Raw genomic sequence first — 25904 nt, 5'->3', positions numbered from 1 at the left:
CTCATCCTAGTCTGTTTAATGTCTCCATTATAACAAGTAAGGCTTTTAAGTAAACGGTCAAACGGGCAGAATGGGATTAGGCCTGCAACTTTTAGGTTATAAAATCGTAAGTAAAGTGGGGGTGTTGGAATGAAAAACTATAGAAATTATATATTGGGCATTTTAAGTTTAATGCTGGTTGTGGCTTTAACGGCTTGCGGAAAAAAATCATCGGAGGCTGAAGGCACACAGCCTTCGCCGAGTGGTGTAGAGAACGTTGCCCAGTCGGATAACGCTTCGAATGCAGCTGCTCCTGAAGGCACGGACGGCCTTCTGCAGGGGACAGGTGAATATCAGGGCCAGGCGGATACAACCTCCATCGAAATCACGGTGGACGGCAAGCCGGTCGTGTTCCAATTAGGCGATTTGGAGGCTTCGGTGCTGGATGGATTGCAGCCAGGGGATCCGGTGCAGTTCCAATACAAGGAGAAAGCGGTTGAAGAGGGTTCAGACGTTAAGGTGCGCACCTTAACTGAGATTGGTAAAGCCGGAGCAGCTGGTGACAGCGGCGGGGCAGAAAGCGGAGCGCTTCCGGAAACCAAAAACCTGAGCGTTACGCTGGAAGGCAACCAGGAGCAGCGTCCGGCCAAGTTGTTCGAGACGGAGGACTACGGCATTTATGTGCCGGAGGGTTTCTCCTTCGACAAGGAGAACAACAAGCTGTGGCTTACGGCCTATCCGAAATATTTTGCAACGATCACGAAGCTGCCAGCGGATTATAAACTTGAGTATTTAAAGTTTGAGGCGGATGAGGAAATGTCGGATGTCGGCCGGGTGAAAGAGCTGGAGAAGGCGGATATTCCGGAATCGATGCGAGACGCGGAGGCCTTCATGGTCGGCAGCGGTTCGGTCAGAATCAAACAATATATCGTTAAAAAATTTGATGGGCAGGGTTACGTCTTCCGCCTGGAAATTCCAATCGGCGAGCCCTCGGAAGGCTTCGAGCCGCTGGCCTATGCATCGCTCAATTCTTTGGTCAATTTGAAATAAAAATCAAAACCATCAGAAGAAATAAAACCATCTTGTCCGCCGGATTAACGGCGGTGCAAGATGGTTTTTTTCTTCATCCAGATCGATCAGCGGAAAGGCAGCTTGAAGGTAAATCTGGTCAGCGGATACAGCCATTTGACACCGCTGGCTGTCAAGGTGTCGGCAATCAGATGCGAAGCGTAGCCGGCACCGGCCGCTATCGCCAGTCCGGGAATATTGAGCTGCTGCTCCATTGCACGGCTGAGCATATACCAGATCCCAAGCGCCCAAATGGTGTGCGTCAAGCCGCGATGTTTGAGCCATGGGGCGATCAGGATAAAAAGGCCGAAACCGGACGTCCACAGCATCCCCCAGGATAAACCGGCAAATACAAGCGCAAGGCCGATCAGACTGACCATAGTATTGCGGAGAAAACCTTCTTTCACGATGAGTGCCGGAAACAGAGCGCAAAGAGCGGCGACGGTGAGCTCGATATGGAAGATCTGGTATCTGGCATACAAAAAAACAACCAGCAGGCACAGCAGCACCGCCAGGGTTATCATCGCACGGTAAAGAGCTTTGGAGGCTTTGCCGATCCGGGAGCTCAGCATGCTGGGGCCGTCAAGATCGGGCGTAAGCGACGAAATGGCTGCAGCAGCTAAGTAGAACACAGAATCAGGCAGACGGAACGCATGATATCCCGCTGCCGCCGCACCGATCGCGCAGCCGATCGCTAAATGTGTGGAACCTTTCATAGAACCTCCTCTGACTGACATAGTGAAGATAAAAGAACGTATGTTTGCTGTTTTATTATAGCCTTATATTTGAGCGGCAACAAGAGCCGGTATAAAGGACAAACCTTAAAAAATTATTTGGATCGGAACCATGAATGTATGCTAAAAGAGCCCGCTCAAAAGTCATAAATCTACTGGGTCGGCCTGGCGATTGTGAGTTTATTTCCATTCAACTGCTGATCCTCAAAATAAAACAACTATTTTCTCGATTAAATCTGTAATTATGGAACTTGCTTTTATCGTTAGTGATCCGTTGATGTCTTTCGTTATTTATAATGGTTCTATATTAATAAGGGATTGATGCCCCTTAACAGGAGGCAAATTAAAACACCTGCAAGAAAATGGAACCCTGTCGTAAGATTTGGAGACAACCTGGGAGGTGTTTTTCGTTGGCAACAAAAGTCAGTCATCCCTTAGAAGTTAAAATAAAAGCGATAAATTAACAATTGCAATATAAATAATTACATATTAAAATGAAAGAAACGAAAATTTTCTGAAATTTTTACATTTTTTAAAAAATTATATTCTCGGTGAGGTGAGGACATTGACTACAATGGCAAAAGTACAGCATTTAAAATCTTTTCTGCCTAAAGAACATCAATTGGTTACCCATTTTGTGGAGCATGCGTTGGCGTCGATCGATAATTTGGTTGAACAGCAGCGGGAGTTTAATGCGGCCCAGGCTTTATATGGCGATAAAATTAACGGGTCTGAAGTTCGTGTATTCAATGAGACGGTTGCCCAGGTTAAAGCGGCTTTGCTTCAGACCTTGGAGAAAACAGCCGAGGATTTGTCTCATAAAGGAGACAAACATTGGACGGCCCACTTTAAAGACGGTGTTGAATAACCACCAGCTTGTCTGAATAGAGCTGCCCTTCCTTACGGAAGAGGCGGCTTTTTTAATGAGAGAAGAAACGCCCCCCCCATTTTCGGCGTTTTTTTACAGCGGGAGCCGTCTTTTTTCATACGGTAATGCCAAAATTCCGTAATAATTGGCGCACGCAAAGTGAAGAAATTTGGAAATATTTGTTGCAGAAGCTCTAATAATGGGGAAAGGAGTTGACGAATATTCTACTAATAAGTATTATCACTGATATAAGGAGTTTTTCCTAAAATTTGGATGTTAAATTCCGCAGTTATTGAAGGGGGATTTGAAACCTGCAACAAAGATACGCTCAGAACTGGGATATTATTGGAAAGAAGCAGGAAGGTCTATCCCCTATTTCGCGGGAAATTTCCGGTGTCAAGATCAATGCCGGAACGCTGAGCGCCCTCATTAACGGGAGCCGGCCGACCTCCATGGGACAGCTGGACCGGAAGCCGCTTTGAACTGGCGGAGATTAAGGCTGTTTTTATATCGATGCGCAGAACTGGACATGCTGGATTGCCTCAGGCAAACTGTGGAGCAAAGTGATGCGGGAATGATTAAATGGATCGGACTAAGGAGAACAGGGGCACTCCACAGAAAGGGGAGCTCTTTTTTTGAAAAATTTACCACTGTTATGCATAAACAATAATTCACTATATTTTGGCAATACATCCTAAAATATATCATTGGAGGTGGGAAATCATGAACGAACCCGAGATGATTCAGCATAAAATAGAAAAAGCCCGTTTAAAGTTGAATCAAATGGAGAAAATTTATGGTTTAGGCGATGCCAAGGTGATTCAACAATCCATGTATCTGGACGAGCTGATCAATGAATACATGCAATTGTTTCTTGTCCAAGTGAAATAAGAGAGACATAGACGACTAACAAAGACATTCCTATATTTCATTATATATTTTAATATAACAGGATATTAAATCAGGGGGAGCAGGACCAGCCGGCCGATTAGGGATGAATGAATACTTCATGTATAATAAGTTTAATTAGGATGTGAAGTCCATTCATTTTGTTCTCAGAGGTGCGGCAGCATGAGGAATTCTAAAGTAAAAACAACCGTGAATACGGCCCTAATAGTATCAGTGGCTGGCATGCTGGCCTCTTTTCCGTTTAAGGAGCATTTTGCCGGAGGACTTTTATTTTCGGCATTTAATGCGGCGACAATTGGCGGCTTAGCCGATTCTTTTGCCGTGGGGGCTTTGTTTGGCAATCCGCTGCGTATCAAATGGCCCGCCTTTATGGGCACCCGGGTCATTGAAAGGAATCGTTCCAGACTGATTCATGAATTGGGCCATATGGTGCAGCATGAGCTGCTGACGACTGAGCATATCCAGGCCAGACTGCAGGAATACAACGTTTCGGCCATCCTGATCAATTATTTGCGGGAACATGGCGGTCAGCAGCATGTCACGGAAATTGCGGAAAGATTGGCGGGAGAACTGGCGTCCAGAACGGATGAGCATGAGCTGGCCAAGGGACTGCAGGATCTGCTGTTCAGCCAAACGGATGTCTTCCAGCTGGCCGATCTTGCCGCAGATTTGGCGGATTGGACGATTCGCAACGGTTATGATGAAACTATAATCCATTTCTTGCTTAACGAACTGATCAGAGTGGTGGAAAATGAGCGCTTCCGCCTGATTCTTCAGCAGCTTGCAGCTTCGGCTTTGGCCTCCTATGAGCAAGGCAAATTTCGGCGGCAATTCGTGAATCTTGCGGCAGGCCTGGAGCCCGAAACGCTCAGCGGGAAGATTCAGCATAAAATTGCTGAATTCCTTCGGGATATGCAGGCCCCGGATCATCCTGAACGGATCAAGCTCAAGCTGAAGCTGGAGCAATATGTCTTGAATCTGCGGAATGATCCGGACTGGCGGGCCGCTGTCGAGCAAAGCAAAACCAGACTACTGATCCTTCTGAAGGACAATGTCCGGCTGGATTCTTTCGTCAGAGGCATGCTGGATTCCCTGCTGCATGCTTCACCGGACGACGGGAAGCAGGAGCACAGCCAAGAGCCGGTCCTGTCCAGCTGGATGGAACGCAAGATAGACCAGACCATCAGCCGGTTTGAGTCGGATTCGGAGCTGCTGCAGAGGTTCGACCGAGCCATCCGGCAGTTCCTTCTGCAATGGATCGAGCAGAAACACAGCTTTATTGCCAAGGTGGTCACAGACAAATTAAATACATATTCGCAAGAGGAACTGATTGCCATGGTTCGGGATAAAGCAGGAAGAGACCTTCAATATATCCGGTTAAACGGTCTGGCTGTCGGCGGTTTGATCGGCATTTTGCTTTATCTTGTTTCGTTTGTCGTGGGAGGTTGGTCCAGGTGAAGATGCGAAGACGAGCGAATATGAGCCTGCTGCTGCTTGCGCTGCTGTTTATAGCATCGTTATATTGCCTGTATGCGTACCCCGGATACGGGTGGCCGCACCTGCTGCTTTATGTCTCGGAAGCCGGACTGGTCGGCGCTTTGGCTGATCTGTTTGCCATTACTGCGTTATTTAGGCACCCGCTGGGCCTCAAGCTCCTTCCCCACACGGCGATCATTCCTAAAAACCGCGATAAGCTGGTGGACGGCGTGGTGGTCATGGTGGAAGAGCAGCTGCTTAGCAAACCTGTGCTTAAGGAAAAGGTGCAGCAGTACCATCTTGTGAATCTGGCCGTTTCGATGGTTGAACGCGGGGGCAGCCAGAAGCTGCTTGCCGAGCAGATTTGGAGCCTGGTCCTCGCTTTTGCGAAGCAGGCCAATATACAGGGATTAGCGGTCAAGCTGGATGAGCAGCTCAGAAGCAGCCTGCAGGCAGCCGATCTGTCTCCTTACGCAGGCCGCGGTTTGCGCTGGCTGCTGGATCATACGCAGTTCCAGAACCTGCTCACCCAGCTTGTGGATCTGGCTGCGGAGCGTCTTGCCCATGAGGGGGTCAAGCAGCAGATCAAGGAATTGTTAAGCAAAGAGAAGGAGCAGATGCTGAATACAGGCGGAACTTTCTCCAAATGGCTGAAGAAAAGCCTGCTGGAAATCGCCGAATCTTCCAATGCTTTTAACCTTGATGAAGCAGTCGGAGTGTTGTATGATGATTTGCAGCGTTTTATGGCTGATTTGCGGAGTCCGGAGCACGAGCTTCGCAAGCTGACTACGGAGATGCTTTACAAGTTGGCTTCCGAGCTTGAGAACCGGGAAGAGCTTTCGGACACCTTGAACACTTGGAAGAATGAGCTGCTGGATAAAATCTCTTTGCTTCCGTCCTTGACGGCTCTGCTGACTCATATGCGGGAACGGCTCCTGGGCGAGCAACCGCTTTTGGCCACAGAATCGGCAGGAAACAGGGGGATTTCCCCACATCAAATTAAGGAATTTATAACCCGTTTTGTACTGGGCTACTGGGAGTGGTTCAAGGAAGACCGCGAGCTCAAAGACTGGCTGGAGGGTTATGTGCAGCAGTTTGTTCGCAACATGATCGACACAGAGCATGCTTTGGTAGGACAGATCGTACGGACGACCTTAAATGATTTTACGGAGGAGAGATTAACCGAATTTATTGAAAGCAAGGTAGATACCGACCTCCAGCGGATCAGGCTGAACGGTGCATTGGTGGGCGCAGCGCTTGGAGCGGCTTTTTATGTTCTGCTGAACGGGATTTATAGACCGCTGCTGGATTGGTTCGGGGGTTGACAGGGAGAGGGGAAGAACAGCATGACATTAATTAAAGATTTGATCAGCGGGGACGAATTTACTGGTTTCTATCTGATCAAGGAGCTTGAAGTCAAACAGACGAACGCTACGCCTCCAAAGGATTATTTAGATATCGTGCTTTGCGATGCCAGCGGCCAGCTGCCGGCCAAATTTTGGGATGCTTCGCCAAGCGACAAAGAGACGTTTTTCCCAATGGGACTTGTGAAGGTTAGAGGACTGGTTCAGACCTACAGAGAACGTCTGCAGATCAAAATTATGCAGATGCGTCCGGCGGCCGACGCCGATGGGGTGACGCTGACAGATTTTATCCGCTCCGCGCCTATCCGGCCCGTGGACCTTGTTCACGCGATCAAACAGGAGACAGCCAGCATCCGGGATGAGGAGATTCGGGCCATCGTGTCCTTCTGCGTAGAGAAAGTGGAAGAGAAGCTGATGCATTATCCGGCAGCCAAAACCTATCATCATGCTTATTTTGCGGGTCTGGCTTATCATATGGTGCGGATGCTGGAGATTGGGGATTTCCTGTGCAAGCAGCGCGCCTTCCTCAATCCCGATTTCATCCGGGCAGGCATCATTCTGCATGATATTGCCAAGCCGGAAGAGATGATCGCCCAACTCGGGATCGTATCTGATTACAGTGTCAAAGGCAAGCTGATCGGCCATATTTCACTTGCCTCCAATTGGATTACAGAAGCGGCGATCAGACTCGATATTGATCTCGACTCCGAGAAGGTGACCGCCCTGCATCATCTGGTGTTGTCGCATCATAATTTGGGCGAATGGGGCAGCCCGGTTCAGCCGCAGACGCCGGAGGCGGTGGCGCTGCATCATATTGATGCTCTTGACGCCAAGCTGCAAATGGTGGAGGATGCGCTGGATACAACGCCGGAGACCGAGGCTTGGACACCGTTCATCCGGGGGTTGGAGAATAAGGCGGTTTATCGCGTCAAGGTTTAGTGGGTTCTGCGGATCAATTCAAAAGAGGTTGGTTTTCCTCAGGGAGAATCAACCTCTTTTTTATGGATGAAAGGGAAGTATCAGTTCAAAGATGGCTGCAAAATAATGTTGACTAAACTTATAGGGATTTGATAATATATCGAAAGTGAAAGAAAGAGATGAAAAGGGGAGAAACACACATGCTGCAAATGGTGATTACCGGTTTACTTTGCGGAGCTTTGCTCGGTTTTGTTATGCAAAGAGGGCGTTTCTGCCTGACGGGCGGCTTCCGGGATATGTACCTGACGAAAAACAACCGGATGTTTTACGCCTTGTTAATTGCTATTGCGATTCAGGCCGTTGGTATCTATGCGCTTGTCGAAGCGGGCGTTATTACTTTCACGGCAGGATCTTTTAATTGGCTTGCAGTGGTTGCAGGCTCTTATATTTTTGGAATCGGGATTGTGTTGGCTGGCGGCTGCGCTACGGGAACCTGGTACCGGGCCGGCGAAGGTCTGATTGGCAGCTGGATTGCTCTTGCCGGTTATATGACCATGGCTGCGATTATGAAAACCGGGCCGCTGTCCGGCCTTCAAAAGTCCATGACCGAGGTTCATACGCCAACCAACTCCATTCCGGCCACGTTTGGCATCAGCGCCTGGTATTTCGTGGCTTTGCTGGTTGTCATCACGCTGTTTGTAGTGGTGCGCGAGCTGCGCAAACCTAAGGCCGCGCTTCCGAAGCTGAAGCAGAAACGCAGCGGGCTGGCGCATCTCCTGTTTGAGAAACGCTGGCATCCGTTTGTTACGGCCATTCTGATCGGGTTGATCGCCATCCTGGCTTGGCCGCTCAGCGAAGCGACAGGCCGCAAAGCAGGGCTGGGCATTACAACGCCTTCCGCCAACCTGCTTCAGTACCTGGTTAATGGAGACCAAAGCTTTCTGAACTGGGGCGTGTTCCTTGTGCTCGGCATTTTGCTGGGTTCGTTTATCGCTGCTAAAGCCAGCAGGGAATTCAAATTCCGTGCTCCAGATGCCAAAACGTCCGTGATCAGCTTCACAGGCGGGATCGCCATGGGCTTTGGCGCCAGCTTGGCCGGCGGCTGCTCGATCGGCAACGGTCTGGTGCAGACAGCCATGATGACCTGGCAGGGCTGGGTAGCGTTGGCGGTTATGATTTTAGGAACCTGGACGGCTTCGTATTTTGTTTATGTCCGGCCACGTTCGCAAAAAACAAAAACGACTGCAGCCGTTAGAACTGCGGTATAAGGAGGAATTTTAAATGAGTCAGCAAAAATTATCCGTTATCGGACAGGTTTGTCCTTTCCCTCTGATCGAAGCCAAAGAAGCCATGAACGGCCTGAACAGCGGCGATGAACTGGTGATCGATTTCGACTGCACCCAAGCGACGGAAAGCATTCCGGAGTGGACGGCTGCTGAAGGACACACGGTTACCAATTATGAGCAAATCGACGATGCAACCTGGACGATCACGATCCGAAAAAAATAAAACGCCCAACTATAACTATGGCGTTTAGACAAACCGGCACCTTCAAGAGCCTGTACCGCGTCCCAGGGACGTTGGCTACAGCCTTGGAGGTGTTTTTTGTTGGTAAACCGGCTCCGCTGAAGGGGCCGGTTTCTCTTTTTATCTATGGATTTGGAGAAATCGTCACTTGGACGGGAGCAAAAAGACTATCGCATTGGCGTTTCTGCACATATCCCCGAGGCCGCGGATTCTATAACCTGAAAGGGCAAGATCCATTACCAATCAAATGGGAGGTTATAGAGACATGAAGAAATTCGCAGCCGCAGGTCTGATTATCACGCTGCTTGGCGCTCTGATGGCAGGCTGCTCATCCGGCGACAAGAGCAGCGGAAATGCAGCGGAGGGAGCTAGTTCGGCAGGAGCGGCAGAACCGACCACTTATCCGCTCAAAACCGATGAGAAGCTTTCTTATTGGGGTGAAATTAACGGCAACCTGGTCGGAGTCAAGGCTTCGCATGACGAAATTCCTTTTTTTCAGAAATGGCAGGAGAAGACGGGGGTTAAGCTGGAATTTACAGCCCCGCCAAGCGGTCAGGTCAAGGAAGCGTTTAACGTCATGCTTGCTTCCGGAGATTTGCCGGACATGCTTGAATACAACTTTATCGGCGACTTCCCGGGGGGCCCGGAGAAAGCAATCAGCGATGGATACATTATTAAACTGAATGATCTGATCGACAAATATGCGCCAAACCTGAAGAAGTATCTGCAGGAGCATCCGGACATCGACAAGATGGTCAAGACGGACAACGGCAGCTATTATGTATTCCCGTTCATCCGGGGCGATGAATACCTTCGTGTCTTCCAGGGACCGGTGATCCGCAAGGACTGGCTGGATGATCTCGGACTTCCGGTACCGGAAACGATAGACGAATGGACAACAACACTTAGAGCCTTCAAAGAGAAAAAGGGAGCTGCAGCTCCATTCTCGGTGGTCAGCAAACCACGTTTCTTCAATGAATCCGGCAATGGGGCGTTTATCGGCGCTTTTGGTGTGAACCGCGGATTCTATCAGGAAGGCGGGGCAGTCAAATTTGGACCTGCTGAACCTGGATTCAAGGACTATCTAAAGCTGTTTCACGATTGGTATGCGGAAGGTTTGATCGATAAAAACATCGCCACAGCCGATACCAAAGCGGTAGACGGCAACATTGCCTCCGGCGCAACCGGAGCGACGGTAGGCAACGCAGGGGGAGGCATCGGCAAATGGCAGCCGCTTGTAGAGGCCAATGATCCGAAGGCGGTGCTGGTTGCCGCTCCATATCCGGTGCTGAAGAAGGGAGATAAACCTAAATTCGGCCAGATGAACCAGGCTTATGCCTCCGAAGGGACGGTAGCCGTTACAACGGCAGCCAAAGATCCTGCACTGGCGGTACGTATGCTGGATTACGGCTACAGCGAAGAAGGTCATATGTTCTTCAACTTCGGTGAAGAGGGCGTCAGCTATACGATGGAGGACGGGTACCCGAAATTCACCGACCTGCTTATGAACAACCCGGACAAATTGGCTCCGGCTCAGGCGATTTCCCTGTATGCACGAAGCAGCTATAACGGACCTTTTGTGCAGGATAAACGTTACGCTGAGCAGTTTTTTGCCCTTCAGACGCAGCGGGATGCCGTGGAAATCTGGAAAAATACGGACGCGGCGAAATATAACCTGCCGAACATTACGCCAACACCGGAGGAAAGCTCCGAATACGCGACCATCATGAACGACATTAATACGCTGGTGGATGAAATGACGATCAAGATCATTCTCGGTTCCGAGCCGGTAGATAAATTTGACGACTATGTCGCCAAGATGAAATCGCTGGGTCTGGACCGGGCGATCGAGATTCAAACCGCAGCGCTGCAGCGGTATAACAGCCGGTAATCCTGTTGGCTATTACGGCGAGCGTTCTATTTTTGGCTAGTAATCGCAGTTGGTTAGCAGGTGTTCGAAAGCAAAAGAGTGTTCGGAAGTAAAAGGGAAGGGGAGAGCCCGCTCTCCCCTCTACTCAAATCGAGGTGAATTCGGGCATGGGAAAGCGGCAAAAGCTCAGAAGCCGGCTGATTCGCGATTTTAAACTCAACAAATATTTGTACCTCATGATGGTGCCGGTGATCGCTTATTATTTAGTTTTCTTCTACGGGCCTATGTACGGAGCGCTTATCGCGTTTAAGGATTATTCGCCTATGAAAGGCATTCTGGGCAGCGATTGGGTTGGACTCAAGCACTTCGAGGACTTTTTTGGCAGCTTTTATTTTCTGAGAGTGTTAAAAAATACGATTTTGATCAGTCTCTATACGCTGCTCTTTGAGTTTCCGGCTCCCATTCTCCTGGCTCTATTGATCAATGAGGTGCGCAGGAAGAAATTCAAACGCGTCGTGCAGACAATTACCTATATGCCTTATTTTATTTCACTGGTCGTTATCTGCGGGATTATCACGGACTTTACGAACGCGGACGGCCTCCTTAACCGCCTGTTCGTGTTTCTCGGCTATGACGGGCAGGCCATGCTGCAGAAACCGGAGCTGTTCCGCCCGATCTATGTGTTGTCCGAAATCTGGCAGCGGATCGGCTGGGAATCGATAATTTATATTGCGGCATTGATGAGCATCGATCTGGAGCAGTATGAAGCAGCGCGGATGGATGGCGCCAGCCGGCTCAAGCAAATGATTTATATTACGCTGCCGGGGCTTCTGCCAACGATTATGATCATGTTCATTCTCCGGATGGGGAACCTGCTTAACGTTGGGTTTGAAAAAATTATTTTGCTCTACAACCCGGTTACGTATGAAACGGCCGACGTTATTTCTTCCTTCGTCTACCGGAAAGGGCTGCTGGAATTCGGCTGGAGCTACAGCTCCGCTGTCGGCTTGTTCAATTCGGTGATCAATCTCGTCCTATTGATTACGGCTAATACCCTCAGCCGGAGGGCGACCCAAAACAGTCTATGGTGAGGTGATTAGCTTGACAACAGAGCAAAGCATAGGGGACCGCATCTTCACGGCCATCAACTATACCCTGTTGACCCTTCTGGTCATCGCGACCTTGTACCCGCTGCTGTACGTATTGTTTGCTTCCTTCAGCAATTCCGCGCAGCTGCTCGGCCACAAAGGGTTCTTGTGGAGACCGCTGGGGTTCAGTCTGGAAGCTTATAAAAGCGTGCTGAACAATCCAGGGATCGGCATCGGCTTCCGAAATACGTTGTTCATTCTCGTATGCGGGGTAGCGGTCAATTTGCTGATGACCTCGATGGGCGCTTATGTGCTGTCCCGCAAAAATGTCATGTGGAACAAAGTGTTTATGTTCCTCATCGTGTTCACGATGTTCTTCAGCGGCGGTTTGATTCCGCTGTATCTTGTGGTGAAAGGCGTTGGCCTGCTGAACTCCTTGTGGTCCACGATTATCCCGTTCAGCATCAGCACCTTCAACCTGATCATTATGCGGACCTCCTTCATGGGGATTCCGGACAGTCTGGAGGAATCGGCCAAAATCGATGGCGCGAACCATTTTACGATTCTGTTCCGGATCATTATTCCGTTGTCCATGCCGGTGATTGCCGTGATGATTCTCTACTACGCCGTAGATAAATGGAACGGCTGGTTCTACGCTTCGGTGTTCATCAAGGACCGGAACTTGTTCCCGGTTCAGCTGGTGCTGCGCGAGATTCTGATCTCCAACTCGACGGACAGCATGTCTTCGGGGGCTTCGGCCGGGGACCGGTTCCAAATCGGGGAGACGATCAAATACGCTACGATTATGGTGGCGACCATCCCGATCCTGTGTGTCTATCCGTTCCTGCAGCGGTTTTTCGTCAAAGGGGTGATGGTGGGCTCGTTAAAAGGATAAGAGCCGGCATCAAGCATTAAGCATCGAGCATTTAAGCATCAAGCACAAAATTCAAAGAGCAAACCTCGGCAAAGCCCGGGCAGACCGCCAGGTCCCCTGAGGCTTTTTCGTGTTTGTTCGGCCTGAAACCGGCTGGATTTCCATTTTGATCAACCGGATTGAACTTTTTGACTATACGTTTCCAGGGGGGGTTCGGGTATAATGAATGTCTAATCAAGCGGAGAAAGGCTTGAACGGTAAACTACTCAGGCATGGGGATGGTCTAAATGAGCATTCAAAATCTATGGCGGAAACGGGAAAGCATTATCGTCACCTGGCTTGTCTCTTACAGTGTAGTCCTCTTTGTCCCGATTGCGATCAGTCTGGTTATTTATGCTCAGTCCAGCCAGGCTCTCAAAAGCGAGATTCACCGGGCCAACGACTCCTTGCTCAAGCAGATGAGGTACACGATTGACAGCCAGATCGACCTGATGAAACGATTGAATATGGAAATGACCTGGAGCCCGAATCTGCAGCAGGTGATGTATTCCGGGATGCCGGCTCAGGAGGTGCCTTATTCGGCCTACCAGCTGGTGAATGAATTCCGTCTTTATAAAACTTCTTATGCATCCATTGACGAGTTCTATGTCATATCCAGCCGGGACGGTTCGGTGTACAGGTCCGGCAACATTCGGGACTTGAACACCGCCTTTTATACGATTCATCGCACGGGTGCGCTTACTTTCGAGGAATGGAAGGACACGGTGTTGAAAGCCCCCAACAACTCCTTTGTGGTGCTGCCTCATTCCACGGCAGCCGAAGCCAAGACCTCCATCGCCTACATTACACAGCTGCCGAAGGATATGTACGGCCAAAGCGCAGGCAGCGTAGTCGTTATGTCCGATACGCGCAGATTCCAGGAAGCAGTGGCCGGTATCGCCGATTTTAACGGGTCAACGCTGCTGATCTTAAATGCTGACAACGAAATTCTGATGTCCAATCAACCCGGCTCCAAAGAACTAACGCCATTCATAAATGGAAAGCGCTTTCAGTTTGATCCGGCTCAGTCTTCCGGTTTGGAGCTGTTCTCCATCGATTCGTCGGTCTCCGATCTTAGATACGCTCTGATCATTCCAAGCAGCATTTATTGGGAGAAAGCGGAGTATGTCCGCAATTTTACTTATGTCAGCATTTTGGTAAGCCTGATTGGGGCAGGCGTTCTTACGTGGTTCTTCATGCGCCGCAATTATTCGCCGATCCAGCAGCTTATCGAGTCCCTGCAGGATAAGAATACCGACCGGACTTATGCCGATGTGAATGAATTCCAGTTTATCCAGAAGGTTGTTGCCCGAACGCGGACTGAAAACGACGAAATCACTCAGCAGCTGAAGAAACACGAGCAGGTGCTGCGTTCCAATATGATCAACCGGCTGTTGAAGGGGAAGCCGGATACCCTGGTCCCTTATGAAGATGCGTTCCGCTCCTTCCAGATGAAATATCTGTCCAGCGAGTTTGCCGTTCTTTTGTTCGGCATTGAAAATGAAGAGAAATTGTATGAATTCCTGCCGGGAATCGATCTGAACGAACGGAGCAAGCTGATTCAGCTGATCATTTCCAACGTTGTAGAAGAGCTGGTGGAAAGGCAGGGGCATGCCGGTTACGTGGCGGAAGCAGACGACATGATGGTATGTCTCGTCAATTTGAAAGCGGATTCTCCCGCCTGGGAGCAGGACCTGCATCATATCGCAGCCGAAGCCCAGCAATTTCTGGAGCGTTATGATATGGAAATCACCGTCTCCATAAGCGGCCGCCATTCCTCCTGGATCGGCATTTCAGAAGCGTACCGGGAAGCGGTGGATGCGATGGAATATAAGATGGTGCTGGGGAAAAAGGGGATTATCGCCTATAAGGACATCCGCCCAGGCAGCTCCGCAGACATCGGTTACGGCTATTATTATCCGCTTCAGGTGGAGCAGCAGCTGATCAATTTCATCAAGGCCGGGGATTTGGAGCAGGCCTCCTCCTATATGAACGAGGTTATTGAAAAAAATCTGGATAAACCGGTGATGCCGCTGACGATGGCAAGATGCCTTATGTTTAATCTCATCGGAACCATGATCAAGGCGATCAACGAGCTGGGAGACGGCAACGACAGTACGCTTGCCGACAATCCGCGCTGGATCAACGGCCTTATGGCCTGCGATACGATCCGGGAAATGCAGCAGAAGCTGCAGGCGCTGCTGCAGGAAGTGTGCGGGTTTGCTTCGGCCAAACGACTAACCCATCTGTCCCGGGAGCGCGAGGATTCCCTCCGGTCGCTGATGGATCAAGTCCAGCAGTATATTCAGGACCATTACATGGACATGAATCTGAACGTCAACGCGATCGGGGAGCATTTTCAGCTAAAGGGAAGTTATTTATCCAAGCTCTTTAAGAATCACACCGGCGAGGGAATGCTGGATTACCTTCATAAATACCGGATCGAGCAGGCGAAAGAACTCATGCGAACCCGGCAGGAGTCGGTGAGCGAGACTTCGAGGCAGGTCGGTTACAATGATCCGGCAACCTTTATCCGCGTCTTCAAGAAATATGAGGGGATTACGCCGGGCAAATACAAGGAAATTGTTTGAGGGGTTAAAGCTGATTTATTCGGGAGGGAACAGTATGAAGGGGAACGGAACCGTCGGACGGACAATTGGAGGATGCATACCGCTGATACTGCTGATTGCGCTGCTCATGCTGCTGGCCGCCTGCGACCGGGAGCGGGACACCGCGCAGCCGACTGGCCCGGTGCAGCCCACAGCGGCTATCTCACATGGACAGCTGGGAGGCCAGGTTTCGCCTGAATCGGCTAATAAGCTCACCTATTGGGCGGAACTGAACGGCAACGTGGCGGGCATTAAATCGACCTTTAACCAGGTGCCGTTCTTTCAGGAATGGCAGCGGAGAACGGGAGTGTCGCTGACCTTCATCCAGCCGCCGGCCAACCAGGCCAAGGAAGCGATTAATGTGCTGTTCGCCTCGGGAGACTTGCCCGATATGATGGAATATGAATGGATCAATTATCCAGGAGGGCCGGAAAAGGCCATCCATGACGGGTATATATTGCGTCTGAACGACTACATAGACAAATATGCTCCAAATTTGAAAAGGTATCTTCAGGAACATCCCGATATTGATTTACAGGTCCGTACGGCCGGAGGAAGTTATTACGCCTTCCCATTTATTCAGGGAGATGTCCAGCTTCGGACTTACCAGGGACCGATTATTCGCAAGGATTGGCTGGATGAGCTTGGACTCGGGGTGCCTGTGACCATCGACGACTGGCATACCGTGCTCAAGGCATTTAAGGAGAAAAAAGGAGCTGAAGCTCCTTTGACCTTCCTGGGTGTTCCAAATCCGCTGTTCGGCATTGAAAGCGGCGGCTTTATCGGGGCGTTCGGGATTAAGAAAGGTTTCTACCAGGAGAACGGCAAAGTGAAGTTTGGGCCCATTGAACCCGGCTATAAAGATTTCCTGGCGCTCTTTCGGCAGTGGTATGCGGAAGGGCTGCTGGACCCGAATTTTGCTGCGGTGGACCCGGAGACCCAGGACACAAACATGATTTTGAGCCGCAGCGGGGCAAGCATCTGGAATGCCGGAGCGGGCATAGGCACCTGGCTTCCCTTTATGAAAAATAATGATCCGTCCGTGGAGCTTGCGCCAGCGCCTTATCCGGTGCTCCGCCACGGGGACCGTCCTAAGTTCGGACAGCTGGCTCCGGCCGTCGGTTCCAGCAGCGTAGCGATTTCTGCCAAAAGCAAGCATGTAGAAGAAGCAGTAAAAATGCTGGACTACGGCTATGGAGAAGAAGGCCATCTGCTCTTCAATTTTGGCATTGAAGGAGTCAGTTATAAGATGAAGGACGGCTACCCGGCCTATACGGACGTTATTCTAAACAATCCGGATAAGCTGGCGCCGTCGCAGGCGCTGGCGATGTATACCCGGGCGAGTTATTTCGGACCTTTCGTGCAGGATATCCGCTATATGGAGCAGTATTATACCCTGCCTGAGCAGCAGGAGGCGATCCGGTTATGGTCGGACACCGACGCGGCGCTTTATACGCTGCCGGCGCTGCCGATCACGGAGAAGGAGAGCACCGAGCTGTCCGCGATCATGAAGGAAGTGAACAAACTCGTCACCGAAATATCCCTCAAAATCATTATGGGCCTTGAGCCTGTATCGGCCTTTGATGAATATGTGAACAAGATCCGTCTGCTCGACATTCAGCGGGCGATCGAAATTGAGCAGCTGGCGCTGAACAGCTACCGGGCTTCAGTGTCCGAATCGAAGCCGGGTTCTTCCAGATAAGAGGGAAAGCGTGGTTTATGCCAGATGGCCGGCTAATGAGATCAAGACGGTAATGGTAATGACATTAATAATCGTAGAGATCAAAATAGTCTGGGCTGCAAAGTCGGGTTCGTTCTGATATTCCTCGGCCAGAATCGAAGTGTTGACGCCGACTGGCATGCCGGAGGCAATCAGCAGCGCTTGAGCAGGGACTCCCTTCATTCCAAGCAGCATAATCAATAAGAAGCCGACAGCCGGTGCGAACAACAGGCGAAGAACCACGCTGAGATAGACTTCGACCCTGTCCAGCCGCAGCGGATATTTGACGATCTGAGCGCCCAGGGTGAGCAGGGCAATCGCAACCATGGACTTATTGCCGTACAGCAATGGCTGATAGATGAAGGCCGGAACCGGCAGAGCCAGCAGGTGCCAGATGAGGCCAAGCACCAGCGCGTAAGGCACAGGCATTTTGAGGAACCCTTTGATGGCTTCTTTGTATAAGCCGTTGCTTTTGGCGCCCTGGATCGACAGAACGCCGTACGTAAAGGTCAAGAGACTCTGGAAAGCCATGATCAGCGCTTGTACCGATCCGGCCATCGGGTCTCCTTTGAAGGCTAAATTGTTGACCGGCAGACCATAGTTGCCGGAGTTATCAAGCAGCAAGCTGTTGGTAAACGCAGCCCTCATTCCCCTGGTGAACTTGCGCCGGCGGCCAACGAGCGTTCCCACAGCATAAAGAATCAAGACGTACAGCGCGTAGAACAAAGCTACGCTGCCCAAAAGGGACGGAGACATTTCCGATTCATACATGCTGACAAACACGGCTGCGGGGGTAATAAAATAAAAGTTGATTTTGGTTAAGGTGTACAGATCAAGCTTGAATATGTACTGCATGATGGAGCCGATTCCGATCAGCACAAAGATAGGCAGGACTACCTGCAATAAAATGTCTGCGATCATGGTGTAGGTTCATCTCTTTTCAAAAGGAATAAAGAACAGCAGTAATTGCTTTGTCATTATAACACGTTAAACCAGTCGTGCAGAGGGAATAAAAATCAGATTATTAACAAAAATAAGGGTTGAAATCGCTATCAGGGCAGATTATAATGTGTGTATTGAAACGTTTCGAATTTATTAAAGGTTTATAAGAGTTCATCTTTCCAATAGACGTTAGATTAAAGCCTCGATGATGGATTGGAAGCGTGAACACAGGTGGGATAAAAGGGTTAAATCCTTTAAAACCGCCTTTGTATGGCCGAAAAGCTGGTTTGTTCGACTCGAAACGAGCACGAATTTTTTTTTCGAAATAAATCGAAACGTTTCGAAGTAAGTGCTTTCATTTTAGCTTTTTATGCAGTGCATACTACAAACGGGGTGAAAGAAAGATGAAGAAAAAAACTTGGGGCATCATGTTCGCTACACTGATGGCATTTTCACTGGTATTGGCAGGCTGCGGCTCGAACAACTCCAATTCCGGATCGGGAAGCAGCAAAACGCTGAAGGTTTGGTTTATGGGAACCTCCGACACGGTAACGCCGATTACCAAAATGTATGAGGAACAGAATCCGGGTGTTAAGGTTGAGGTGCAGGCCATTCCTTGGGATTCCGCTCACGACAAACTTTTGACAGCGGTTGCTTCGCAAAATGGACCGGACGTTGTGCAAATGGGCACCACTTGGGTTCCCGAGTTTGCGGCAGCCGGCGCGCTTGCTGATCTGGCACCTTATATCGAAAAATATCCGAACCTGAAAGCGGAGAATTTCTACGACGGTGCGGTGCAAACCGGTCAATATGACGGCAAAACTGTAGGTATTCCTTGGTATGTAGAGACCCGCGCCTTGTTCTACCGTTCGGACCTGCTGGCGGATGTAGGTTATCCGGAAGGACCTAAAACCTGGGATGAGCTGAAGGCTGCTTCGCAAAAATTGGTTGCCAAAGGCGGCGCCGGCCATTACGGCATCACCATTGACAGCAAAGACCAAATTACAGCGGCAATCTTCGCCTGGCAGAACGGCATCGATTTTATTGACGATCAAGGTCAGCCGCATTTCAATGATCCAAAATATGTGGAAGCGATCAACTACCTGAAAAGCTTCTACGACGAAAAGCTGACGCCTTCAGGCACGGATCTGGATACGGTTGCGGCATTCAAAGACGGCACGATCCCTATGTTCATCAGCGGTCCTTGGATGATTCAAACCATTAAGGACAAAGACCCTGAAATTGACGGTAAATGGACAGTCACGACGCTTCCGGCGAAAGAAAACAATCAATCCGCTATCGGCGGCGCTGACCTCTCGATCTTTAACTACAGCAAAAACAAAGACGAAGCAGCCAAATTTATTTCCTTCATGTCGGATAAAGAAGCTCAGCTGAAATATTACGAAACGTCCAACTCTCTTCCGGCCCTCAAAACGGCTTGGGACGACCAGGCTTTCCAAGATCCGATGATTGCGGCGTTCGGCAAACAGCTTGAAACCTCACGTCCGGCTCCGCAAATCAAAGAGTGGGAAACCATTGCACAGTCGGTGATCTCCTCCTTTGAGCAAATCACCATCGGCGGCGCGGATACGCAAACCGAAATGAATAAGCTGAATGACAAAGCCAAAGAAATCCTGGCAAAATAATCATTCTGAAGTGGAAAGCTCACGCTGCGCCGGGTTTCGCCGAAAGGCGGCCCGGCTGTGTGCTTTTGGCTTTTAGCTCCGCCTAGTGGGCGGCGTTCTCAGGAATTACCATCAAAGGGGTGAAGATGATGAGGGAGTTCGCGAAACAGTGGAACAAAAATAAATATCCATATATGTTTATTGCTCCGGCCGTTTTGCTGTTGGTCGTATTTTCGATCATTCCGATCGTTATTGCGCTTGTAATCAGTTTTACCAATATGGACCTGGTCGGACTTGCCGACTATTCCAACATCCGCGGCGTCGGTTTTGACAACTATATCAGAATTTTTAAAGATCCGGTGTTTCTGAAAGCTTTATTCAACACTTTTATTTATGTGATTGTAGGGGTACCTTTGGTGGTCATATGCGCCATGGCGGTAGCTTTGCTGCTGAATTACGGCACAAGCTGGCTGTTCAAGACGTTCCGCGTCATCTATTACATGCCTTCCATAACGAACATTGTGGCCGTTGCCGTGGTCTGGGGGTATCTGTACAACGGTTCTTACGGTTTGTTCAACTACATGCTTTCTTGGTTCGGCATCCCGGCCCAGCAGTGGCTGCAGGATCCGACGCTCGCCAAGTTTTCCCTGATTCTGCTGGCCCTTTGGAAGGCCATCGGCCTGAATATGATTATTTTCCTGGCGGCCCTGCAGGGAATTCCGCGTTCCTATTATGAAGCCGCCGAAATCGACGGGGCTACCGGATGGAAGAAACTCCGCTATATCACGGTTCCGCTGCTGAGCTTCGCGACCTTCTTCGTTACGATTACGACTTTGATCGGCTGGATTCAGTTCTTCGAGGAACCGTTTGTCATGACAAAAGGCGGACCGCTGAACGCGACCATGTCGCTGGCGCTCTTCATTTACAACAACGGCTTTAAGCTCAGCAACTTCGGTTACGCGGCTTCGGGTTCGTTTGTACTGTTCGTCATCATTATCCTGGCCACCATCGTGCAGTTTGCGGTGAGAAAGAAAGAAGTCGAGTATTAAGAAGGAGGAGAACCGGCATGGCCGTCAAAAAGATTGAAAAAGGCGTTATGATAACGCTCCTGATCCTGGGCGGCATTCTGATGATGGTTCCGTTCATCTGGATGCTCGGCTCGTCGTTTAAGCCGGAGAATGAATTTACGGTAATTCCGCCAACCATTATCCCGCATCATCCGACCTGGAACAACTACAGCAGGCTGTTTACGGAAATGGATTTCCTGGTTTATCTGAAAAATACGCTGATTATTGTTATTTGTTCGTTTGTCGGCTTGCTGCTGAACGCTTTGGCCGGCTACGCTTTTGCGAAATTTGAATTTCCGGGGAAAAACGGCTTTTTCTATTTAATCCTGGCCACCATGATGATTCCGGGCCAGGTAACCATGATTCCGACGTATTTAATCATCAATAAAATGGGACTCGTCAACACGATGGCGGGGATTGTTCTTCCGGGACTGGTTGGCGCCTTCGGCATCTTTTTGTTCCGCCAGTTCATGGCCACCATCCCGACGGATTTGATGGAGGCGGCGCGTCTGGACGGTGCCGGGGAGTTCCGTATTTTCTTCCGGCTGATTCTGCCGGTCGTGAAACCGGTTTTTGCGGTTCAGGCGATTCTAACGTTTATCGGGGCCTGGAACAGCTTCCTGTGGCCGCTGATTATTGCCAACGATGAAAGATTGTATACCTTGTCCGTCGGGCTTTCGCTGCTGAAAGGGCAATACGGCACTGAATTTGGCCTGCAGATGGCGGGGGCAGCTTTTATGGTCATTCCTATCATTATTATTTTTACTTTCTTCCAGAAACATATTATTGAAGGATATACGATTTCCGGGATGAAATAAATAAGTAGACTATGCAAGGCTTGGGAAGGACTGGATGAACGATGGCTACGATTAAAGATGTGGCAAAATTGGCGGGAGTCGCGTTATCTACCGCTTCATACGCTTTGAGCGGCGACAGCAAGGTCAGCTCGAAGACACGCGAGAAGGTGCTGGAGGCGGCAAGACAGCTCAATTATCGAAAAAACGGTTTTGCCATGGATTTAAAGCGCAGCCGTACGAATACGATTGCTCTGATTCTTACCGACTTGTCCGGGCCTTATTATTCCGAGCTGATCCGCAGCGTGCAGGACGTGGCTTTATCGAACGGTTATGATCTGATTGCCTGCAGCTCCATGGGAGGCAAAGATTCTACGGCCGTTAAATTCCTGCGGGAAAAAAGGGTGGACGGGGCCATCGTGCTGGCCCATAACATTACGGATGACATATTGCTGAGCTCGGCGAGCGCCGCTTTTCCCATTGTCGTCATGGACCGGAAGACAACCGGCGAAGGTTTGATCAGCGTTGTGGTCGACGGGGAACAGGGCGGTTATGACGCCACCCGCCATTTGATCGAGCTGGGCCACCGGCAGATTGCTTATATCAGCGGCCCATCGAATTCCTTTGACAACGCGCTGCGTTATCAGGGGTTCCTGCGGGCGATGCGCGAAGCCGGGCTTGAGGAGAAAGCCAAGTGGCGGCTGGGCGGCAGCTTTATCCGCGAAGGCGGCTACAAGGCGACCAAAATGATGATGATGCAGGGCGAGCTGCCGACCGCGGTATTTTACGCGAATGACGAAATGGCCGTCGGCGGCATCAAAGCGCTGGAGGAAGGCGGTGTTTCGATTCCGGATGAAATCTCCGTGATCGGCTTTGACGATATTCAGCTTGCTGAATATGTCCATCCTGCCTTGACGACGATTCACCAGCCGATGCATGAATCGGGTTCGCTGGCTGGCCATCTGCTGTTTCAAATGTTGAACGGCGAAGAAGTCAACGAGGCCTACAAGCTGAAAGTAGAGCTGATCCGGCGGAACTCGGTGAAGCAGATATAAATACAAACACGCGTATCCGCGCGGAAAATAAGTAAGAATGAGAGGCCAAGGAGGACGCTGTTATGCCGTTTATTCAAACCACGCTGTTCTCGGAAACGCTTGGCATGCCGACCGAAATGAATGTGGTGATTCCGCATCTGCCGGATGGGGACCTCCGGAACAAAACCAAGCTGCCTGTGCTTTATTTGCTGCATGGCTTGGGAGGCGATCACCAGGAGTGGACCCGGCAATCTTCGATTGAGCGTTATGCGGAGAGCAAAGGGGTGGCTCTGGTTATGCCGCGTGCGGACCGGAGTTATTATACGGATATGAAGCAGGGAGGCGCTTATTTTACTTATTTGAGCGATGAACTCCCCAAGCTGGTATCGTATTTGTTTCCGCTGTCGCAGCGGCGCGAGGATACGTTTATCGCCGGCATTTCGATGGGCGGCTACGGCGCTTTCAAGCTGGCGCTGCGCTGTCCGGAGCGGTATGCCGCGGCGGCCAGCCTGTCGGGCGCCTTGGATATCGTCGGCCGGGTCAACGGGCCAAACGGGTTCCAGCCCGGTGAGGCGGAGCGGATCTTCGGCGATCCGGGCCGGCTGCAAGGCAGCGGCGACGATCTGCTGGCCCTTCTTCCAAAGGCAGCGAAAACCGGGTTCGTGCCCAGGCTCTATCAATGCTGCGGGACAGAGGATTTCCTGTACGAAGGCAACCGAATCTTCCTCCGTCATGCTGAGCAGGCCGGCCTGAAGGTGACTTACGAGGAGGGCCCGGGCGAACATGAATGGGGCTATTGGGATCGTCAGGCCCGCCGGATGATGGAGTGGCTGCCTGTAACCTGAACGCAAGCAGGCAATAAAACAGGCAGTCAGTCAGGCTGTTCTACAAGGGCAGGTTTGCCGTAACATAGGCCGTCCGTTTGGGAGATTTGTTCTCAGGGAACCCTATTCAGACAGCTTATATTCAGTTAACTGCGCTGTGTGCTGACGGTTTTTGGCTTGCAGCCTCAGAAGGGGCCCGTCTTCAGGCCATAACCTGGCAAGTGGAGTTTTCGCTTTCAGAAAATTTTTTTGCCAGTCATTTGAAACGTTTCGATTTAAGGACATTTATATTCATGTAATATGTAGTATTTTACTTGGTTTATTTAGATAAAAACGATTCGAAATAGGAGGAGAGGCACAGATGACCAACTGGCTCGTTACGGAGTATTTGAACAAGATGACGCTGGAAGAGAAAGTCGCCCAGCTGCTGCAGCTGGCGGTTCCTTTCTTCAAGGGAGCCAAAGACAGCGGCCAGATCACCGGACCGATGAAAAGCCTTGGCATTACGGAGGAGCAGATCGACAACGCTGGATCCGTGCTTGGCCTGGCTGGAGCCGAAGAGGTTCTGGCGGTGCAGAAGGCGCATCTGGCGAACAACCGGCTTGGCATTCCGCTGCTGATCATGGCGGATATCGTGCACGGGTTCAAGACGATTTTCCCCGTGCCGCTTGCCATCGGCTGCTCCTGGGACCTGGAGCTTGCGGAGAAAAGCGCGGAAATCGCGGCTAGAGAAGCGGCCGTGTCAGGCATTCACGTGACGTTTGCCCCAATGGTTGACTTGGTCCGTGATCCGAGATGGGGACGCGTGATGGAGTCGACGGGGGAAGATCCGTACCTGAACTCGCTGTTCGCCCAAGCTTTTGTCCGCGGCTTTCAAGGCGACGATTTGCGGAACGAACGGGACCGCGTGGCAGCTTGCGTGAAGCATTTTGCCGCATACGGCCTGGCTGAAGGCGGCCGGGATTACAACACGGTCGATTTGTCCGAGCTGAAGCTGCGCGAATCCTATTTGCCCGGCTATAAGGCAGCGCTGGATGCGGGTGCGGAAATGGTGATGACTTCCTTCAACACGCTGGACGGCATTCCCGCCACCGGCAACCGCAAGCTGATGCGCAAGCTGCTCCGCGAGGAATGGGGCTTTGACGGCGTACTTATCTCCGATTGGGGAGCGGTCAAAGAACTGATTCCGCATGGTGTGGCGGAAGACGAACGAGAAGCGGCGCTGAAGGCGCTGCAGGCCGGAGTTGACATCGAAATGATGACCTCTTGTTATGTGCACTATCTCCCGGAGCTGGTTGCAGAAGGAGTCATCGAAGAGAAGCTGGTCGATGAAGCGGTGCTGCGGATCCTGGAGCTGAAAGAGAAGATGGGTTTGTTTGAACAGCCGCTGCGCGGGGCGGATCCGGAGCTGGAGCGGACCGTCGTGTACAGCAGCGAGCACCGCGCCGTCTCCCGCGAGCTGGCGGCGAAATCGTGCGTGCTGCTGAAGAACGACGGCCTGCTGCCGCTGGGCCGGCAGCAGCGTGTGGCGCTGATCGGGCCGTTTGCCGACAGCGGCGACATTCTCGGTCCGTGGTCCTGGACCGGATCGCAGGAGACGGCGGCGCGGCTCGGCGCCGCCATGCAGGCAGCCAGCGCTGAAGCTTCGAACGTGACGCTTGCCGCAGGCTGCGGCATCGACACGTTTGAGAAAGCGCTGGCGCAGGAGGCCGCCGCCGCTGCGGAGGCAGCGGACGTGCTCGTGCTCGCGCTCGGCGAGGCGTCCGAGATGAGCGGCGAGGCCGGCAGCCGGTCCGATATCCGGCTGCCGCAGGCGCAGCTGGAGCTGCTGCGGCGCATGAAGCAGCTCGGCAAACCGCTGGCGGTCGTGCTGTTTAACGGCCGCCCGCTGGATTTGAGCGGCGTCCTGGATGAAGCGGACGCCGTGCTGGAGGCCTGGTTCCCGGGCAGCGAAGGCGGTCTGGCGATTGCGGACCTGCTTTACGGCAACGTGAACCCGTCCGGCAAGCTGACGATGTCTTTCCCTTATTCGACCGGGCAGATTCCGGTCTATTATAACTCTTTTAATACCGGCCGCCCGCAGGGCGCGCCGGATGCGCAGGTCCGCTACGTCTCGCAGTATCTGGACGTTCCGAATGAACCTTTGCTGCCGTTCGGCTATGGGCTGAGCTACACGACTTTTGCCTACGGACAGCCGAAGCTGTCTTCGGCAACGTTAACGGCCGAGCAGCCGCTGCAGGTGTCCGTAGCGGTCACCAACACGGGCAGCACAGCCGGTACGGAAATCGTCCAGCTCTATATCCGCGATATGGCAGGTGAAGTTGTCCGTCCGCTGAAGGAGCTGAAAGCTTTCAGCCGGGTCGAGCTCGCTCCGGGCGAAAGCCGGACTATAAGCTTTGAAATTAACGAAGCCATGCTCCGCTATTACCACAGCGACTTGTCCTTCGGCAGCGATCCGGGGGCTTTCAAGCTGATGATCGGCGGCAGCAGCCGGGATGTGCAGGAGGCCGATTTCCGGCTCGTTTAACGATAGATGGACCTTTAAACAAACGGCTTGAGGCCGAAAGAGAGAGAA

General features: G+C 51.2%; 21 protein-coding genes. 19 read left to right on the top strand and 2 right to left on the bottom strand.

Features of this window, described 5'->3' with window-relative positions; all coding sequences use genetic code 11:
* Positions 1-129: 129 nt before the first annotated feature.
* On the top strand, positions 130-1029 hold the full coding sequence (locus AWM70_RS12920) for a hypothetical protein (protein WP_068697009.1): 900 nt from the start codon (positions 130-132) through the stop codon (positions 1027-1029).
* Between the two features lie 86 nt (positions 1030-1115).
* Here the strand turns inward: AWM70_RS12920 and AWM70_RS12915 are convergent, their stop codons facing one another.
* Positions 1116-1763, bottom strand: a complete 648-nt coding sequence (locus tag AWM70_RS12915) for a metal-dependent hydrolase (protein ID WP_068697008.1) — start codon at positions 1761-1763, stop codon at positions 1116-1118.
* A 592-nt stretch (positions 1764-2355) separates the two neighbouring features.
* Between AWM70_RS12915 and AWM70_RS12910 the strand changes: the two genes are divergently transcribed.
* The 12 genes from AWM70_RS12910 to AWM70_RS12860 all read left to right on the top strand — a co-directional run bounded on the left by AWM70_RS12910 (position 2356) and on the right by AWM70_RS12860 (position 17025).
* Complete coding sequence (locus AWM70_RS12910; protein ID WP_068697007.1) at positions 2356-2649, top strand: hypothetical protein; 294 nt, start codon at positions 2356-2358, stop codon at positions 2647-2649.
* A 723-nt stretch (positions 2650-3372) separates the two neighbouring features.
* Positions 3373-3540: an aspartyl-phosphate phosphatase Spo0E family protein gene (locus AWM70_RS22825; protein ID WP_083180294.1), complete on the top strand. Its 168-nt coding sequence runs from the start codon at positions 3373-3375 to the stop codon at positions 3538-3540.
* Positions 3541-3720: 180 nt separating this feature from the next.
* Positions 3721-5016: a DUF445 domain-containing protein gene (locus AWM70_RS12905; RefSeq protein WP_068697006.1), complete on the top strand. Its 1296-nt coding sequence runs from the start codon at positions 3721-3723 to the stop codon at positions 5014-5016.
* Positions 5017-5018: 2 nt separating this feature from the next.
* Entirely contained in the window at positions 5019-6359 is a 1341-nt protein-coding gene (locus tag AWM70_RS12900) for a DUF445 domain-containing protein (RefSeq protein ID WP_237167920.1), read from the top strand.
* 21 nt (positions 6360-6380) lie between these two features.
* A complete protein-coding gene (locus tag AWM70_RS12895) occupies positions 6381-7337 on the top strand; it encodes a 3'-5' exoribonuclease YhaM family protein (protein ID WP_068697004.1) in 957 nt (318 codons plus the stop codon).
* Positions 7338-7516: 179 nt separating this feature from the next.
* Positions 7517-8584: a YeeE/YedE family protein gene (locus AWM70_RS12890; RefSeq protein ID WP_099093086.1), complete on the top strand. Its 1068-nt coding sequence runs from the start codon at positions 7517-7519 to the stop codon at positions 8582-8584.
* A 13-nt stretch (positions 8585-8597) separates the two neighbouring features.
* Complete coding sequence (locus AWM70_RS12885; RefSeq protein WP_068697002.1) at positions 8598-8825, top strand: sulfurtransferase TusA family protein; 228 nt, start codon at positions 8598-8600, stop codon at positions 8823-8825.
* 283 nt (positions 8826-9108) lie between these two features.
* A complete protein-coding gene (locus AWM70_RS12880) occupies positions 9109-10734 on the top strand; it encodes a type 2 periplasmic-binding domain-containing protein (RefSeq protein WP_068697001.1) in 1626 nt (541 codons plus the stop codon).
* Positions 10735-10880: 146 nt separating this feature from the next.
* Positions 10881-11804 (top strand): ABC transporter permease, encoded by a 924-nt coding sequence (locus AWM70_RS12875; RefSeq protein WP_068697000.1) that lies wholly within the window; start codon positions 10881-10883, stop codon positions 11802-11804.
* 10 nt (positions 11805-11814) lie between these two features.
* Positions 11815-12696 carry a carbohydrate ABC transporter permease gene (locus AWM70_RS12870; protein WP_068700642.1) on the top strand — a complete coding sequence of 294 codons (882 nt, stop codon included), beginning with the start codon at positions 11815-11817 and terminating at the stop codon, positions 12694-12696.
* A 266-nt stretch (positions 12697-12962) separates the two neighbouring features.
* The gene (locus AWM70_RS12865; protein WP_068696999.1) at positions 12963-15305 is read left to right on the top strand and encodes a helix-turn-helix domain-containing protein; all 2343 of its coding nucleotides are present in this window, start codon (positions 12963-12965) and stop codon (positions 15303-15305) included.
* A 34-nt stretch (positions 15306-15339) separates the two neighbouring features.
* On the top strand, positions 15340-17025 hold the full coding sequence (locus tag AWM70_RS12860; RefSeq protein WP_068696998.1) for an extracellular solute-binding protein: 1686 nt from the start codon (positions 15340-15342) through the stop codon (positions 17023-17025).
* A 15-nt stretch (positions 17026-17040) separates the two neighbouring features.
* Here AWM70_RS12860 and AWM70_RS12855 read toward each other — a convergent pair whose 3' ends face one another.
* The gene (locus tag AWM70_RS12855) at positions 17041-17964 is read right to left on the bottom strand and encodes an AEC family transporter (RefSeq protein ID WP_068696997.1); all 924 of its coding nucleotides are present in this window, start codon (positions 17962-17964) and stop codon (positions 17041-17043) included.
* A gap of 425 nt (positions 17965-18389) precedes the next feature.
* On the opposite strand from AWM70_RS12855, the gene AWM70_RS12850 reads away from it, so the two are divergent.
* The 6 genes from AWM70_RS12850 to bglX all read left to right on the top strand — a co-directional run bounded on the left by AWM70_RS12850 (position 18390) and on the right by bglX (position 25856).
* The gene (locus tag AWM70_RS12850) at positions 18390-19631 is read left to right on the top strand and encodes a sugar ABC transporter substrate-binding protein (RefSeq protein WP_068696996.1); all 1242 of its coding nucleotides are present in this window, start codon (positions 18390-18392) and stop codon (positions 19629-19631) included.
* A 125-nt stretch (positions 19632-19756) separates the two neighbouring features.
* On the top strand, positions 19757-20659 hold the full coding sequence (locus tag AWM70_RS12845) for a carbohydrate ABC transporter permease (protein WP_418303156.1): 903 nt from the start codon (positions 19757-19759) through the stop codon (positions 20657-20659).
* Between the two features lie 17 nt (positions 20660-20676).
* The gene (locus AWM70_RS12840; RefSeq protein ID WP_068696991.1) at positions 20677-21495 is read left to right on the top strand and encodes a carbohydrate ABC transporter permease; all 819 of its coding nucleotides are present in this window, start codon (positions 20677-20679) and stop codon (positions 21493-21495) included.
* Between the two features lie 41 nt (positions 21496-21536).
* The gene (locus AWM70_RS12835; RefSeq protein WP_068696990.1) at positions 21537-22526 is read left to right on the top strand and encodes a LacI family DNA-binding transcriptional regulator; all 990 of its coding nucleotides are present in this window, start codon (positions 21537-21539) and stop codon (positions 22524-22526) included.
* A 62-nt stretch (positions 22527-22588) separates the two neighbouring features.
* Positions 22589-23350 carry an alpha/beta hydrolase gene (locus AWM70_RS12830; RefSeq protein ID WP_068696988.1) on the top strand — a complete coding sequence of 254 codons (762 nt, stop codon included), beginning with the start codon at positions 22589-22591 and terminating at the stop codon, positions 23348-23350.
* Positions 23351-23690: 340 nt separating this feature from the next.
* Positions 23691-25856 carry a beta-glucosidase BglX gene (gene bglX, locus AWM70_RS12825; protein WP_068696986.1) on the top strand — a complete coding sequence of 722 codons (2166 nt, stop codon included), beginning with the start codon at positions 23691-23693 and terminating at the stop codon, positions 25854-25856.
* Positions 25857-25904: the final 48 nt, after the last annotated feature.

Origin of the sequence: Paenibacillus yonginensis, from assembly GCF_001685395.1 — a bacterium.
Taxonomy (GTDB): Bacteria; Bacillota; Bacilli; order Paenibacillales; family Paenibacillaceae; genus Fontibacillus; species Fontibacillus yonginensis.
Note: the sequence above shows the minus strand (reverse complement) of the source record. Positions and strands in the feature narration are given on the sequence as shown.